Annotated in this window: 3 protein-coding genes; 1 reads left to right on the top strand and 2 read right to left on the bottom strand. The window is 67.8% G+C overall.

Annotation, left to right across the window (positions count from 1 at the left end; genetic code table 11):
• Positions 1–409, bottom strand: a 409-nt coding sequence (locus P409_RS32330; protein ID WP_034848276.1) for a hypothetical protein, incomplete at its 3' end; no start/stop codon positions are given.
• A gap of 110 nt (positions 410–519) precedes the next feature.
• Positions 520–996: an Hcp family type VI secretion system effector gene (locus tag P409_RS32325; protein ID WP_034848273.1), complete on the bottom strand. Its 477-nt coding sequence runs from the start codon at positions 994–996 to the stop codon at positions 520–522.
• A gap of 498 nt (positions 997–1,494) precedes the next feature.
• On the opposite strand from P409_RS32325, the gene tssA reads away from it, so the two are divergent.
• Positions 1,495–2,236 (top strand): type VI secretion system protein TssA (gene tssA / locus P409_RS32320; RefSeq protein ID WP_152613666.1); only part of this gene is annotated, 742 nt, incomplete at its 3' end.

Below are 2,236 nucleotides of genomic sequence, written 5' to 3'. Positions count from 1 at the left end.
ACGGACGGCGCCCGGCCGGCTGGTCGCCGAACGCCGCCAGCCGGATCTCCTGCGCGTCCGCGCCCGGCACCAGGCGGGCGAGCTCGGCATCGAAGCGGCTTGCCCCGGCGGAGAAGACCGTCGCCGGCACCGGCATCTGCCGCGCGATCCGGCAGGAGCGGCGGGCGAGATCCTCCTCCGAAGCGGAATTCGGGGCCGATGCCGCCTTCGCCGGCAACTGCCAGGCGAGCCGCCCGCGGAAGCTCGGCGGCGGCATCGTCGGCGCCAACTCGGCGATGCAGGACTCAAGCACCATCACCTGGCGCTGGCGGCGCAGCAGCCCCTGCGGGCCCGCGACAGCGGAGGACGATTCGCCCTCGAGCTCCCACAGCACCGTCCCGACAAGGTTCAGAACCTGATCCGAGCGCATGGCTCCGCTCTCCCTCGGTCATTCCCGGCGCGACACGGCGGCCGGAGCCCCCGCCGCCGCAGGACGGGCCCGGGCATGCGGCCCGCCGCAACGCCCGGGCATCCTGGCCGTCAGCCCTTCTTGGTGGTCGCGACGTCGTAGCTGGCGACCTGATTGTTCACCGGCTTATGGTTCTCGTCATAGGTCGTGTACTTCAGGTCGACCTTGGTGAAGTTCAGGGTGATCTCCTCGACCGGGCGGTCGCCCGTCGTATTGACCTGATAGCCGCTGACCAGCGCGTTGGTCAGCTTGTACTCCATATAGGTGCTGCCGGGGCTGCCCGTGGTCACCAGATGGATGGTCACGGTCTTGCCCTGATTGCCCGTCGCGGCGGCCTCGAAAAACTTCAGGGACGAGCCGTCCATCGATTTGGTCAGGTGCACCTCGCCCACCACGGGCTCGGACGCCTCGCGATTCTGAGCGGAGCCCGACGGCGTCGTGACGGCGCGGTGCACGCCCCAGTTCATCGCGGCAACATCGACCCACTTCTTGTGGGTTTCATGCGTGGCATCGCCCTGGATGCCGTCGATCTGCACATAGATCGCCATGGTTCTCGCCCTCCGTTCTTAGGAATGCCTGTGCGGCCAATAGAAGTCCGTGCCGACGATGTCGACCATTGCTTAGGATTGTGACAATCTGTGGACCGTCTTGAGCCAAAATTTCCGGAGACACGGACTCCCGGCTTCTCAACGTTTCAACCATCAACCAAGAAGTTGAGTCCGGTTCACTTTCATACTCGAGAGACAACGGGCATCGCGTTGCCATGCCCACGGAGCCGCCGAAAAGTCACATTCATGGTTCATCACTGACCCATCCATACACCGCTCGCGCGATTCTGGAAGCTGAAACGCAATTAGCGCATAATTGTTCTTCTGGGGAGACGAATGATTCGGTCTGGCTCGGCGCGGCAAGGCAGGACGGCAGTCCTGCCGATTTCGGCTGCCCGGCGGAGCATTCCGCCCGCGGCTGGACGCCGCTATGGTATGGGAACCGGCCCGATGGAGCGGCGCGATGGGATGGATTGACCACGACATGAACGGCGACAGGTGAGCAGTTCGGTGCAGACACCGGCGATCTTGGATATCGAGGCGCTCGCCGCCCCCGTGCCCGGCCCCGCCCCCTATGGCGAGGATCTGCGGTCCGATTTCACGTCGGGGGCCGATTTCCAGCGCCTGCGCGACCTGCGAACCCGGGTGCGGGCCCAGGAGCGGGCGGCCGATGCCGCCGACGACGAGACCCGGCCGGTCGCCGAGTGGCGCGAGATCCTCGCCCTCGGGACCGAGCTGCTGACTGGCCGCAGCAAGGACCTCGAGATCGCCGCGATGATGGTCGAGGGCCTGGCCCGGCTGCACGGCTATGCCGGCCTGCGCGACGGGTTCGGGCTGATCCACGCGCTGGTGGAGCGGTACTGGGACGGGTTGTTCCCCGAGCCGGACGAGGACGGGGTGGCCACCCGGGTCCGCCCCGTCACCGGGCTGAACGGCGAGGGCGGCGAGGGCACGCTGATCCAGCCGCTGCGGCGGATTCCCCTGATCCATGGCCAGCAGCGGCACTATGCGCTGTGGCAGATCCTGCAGGCGGGCGAGGTCGCCGGCCTCGACCCCGACCAGCGGCAGCAGCGCCTGAACGGCGGCGCCGCGGATCTCGAGGCGGTGCGGGCCTCGGCACAGGACATGCCGGCGGCGGCGGTCGACACCCTGCTGGCCGATATCGCCGCGGCGCAGGAGGCCTTCCAGGCGCTGTGCCGGATACTCGACGAGCGCTGCGGCCCCGATTCCCCGCCCAGTT

The organism is Inquilinus limosus MP06 (genome assembly GCF_000767795.1).
Lineage (GTDB): Bacteria > Pseudomonadota > Alphaproteobacteria > DSM-16000 > Inquilinaceae > Inquilinus > Inquilinus limosus_E.
The sequence above is the reverse complement of the archived record's forward strand: the minus strand, read 5'-3'. Positions and strand labels throughout refer to the sequence as shown.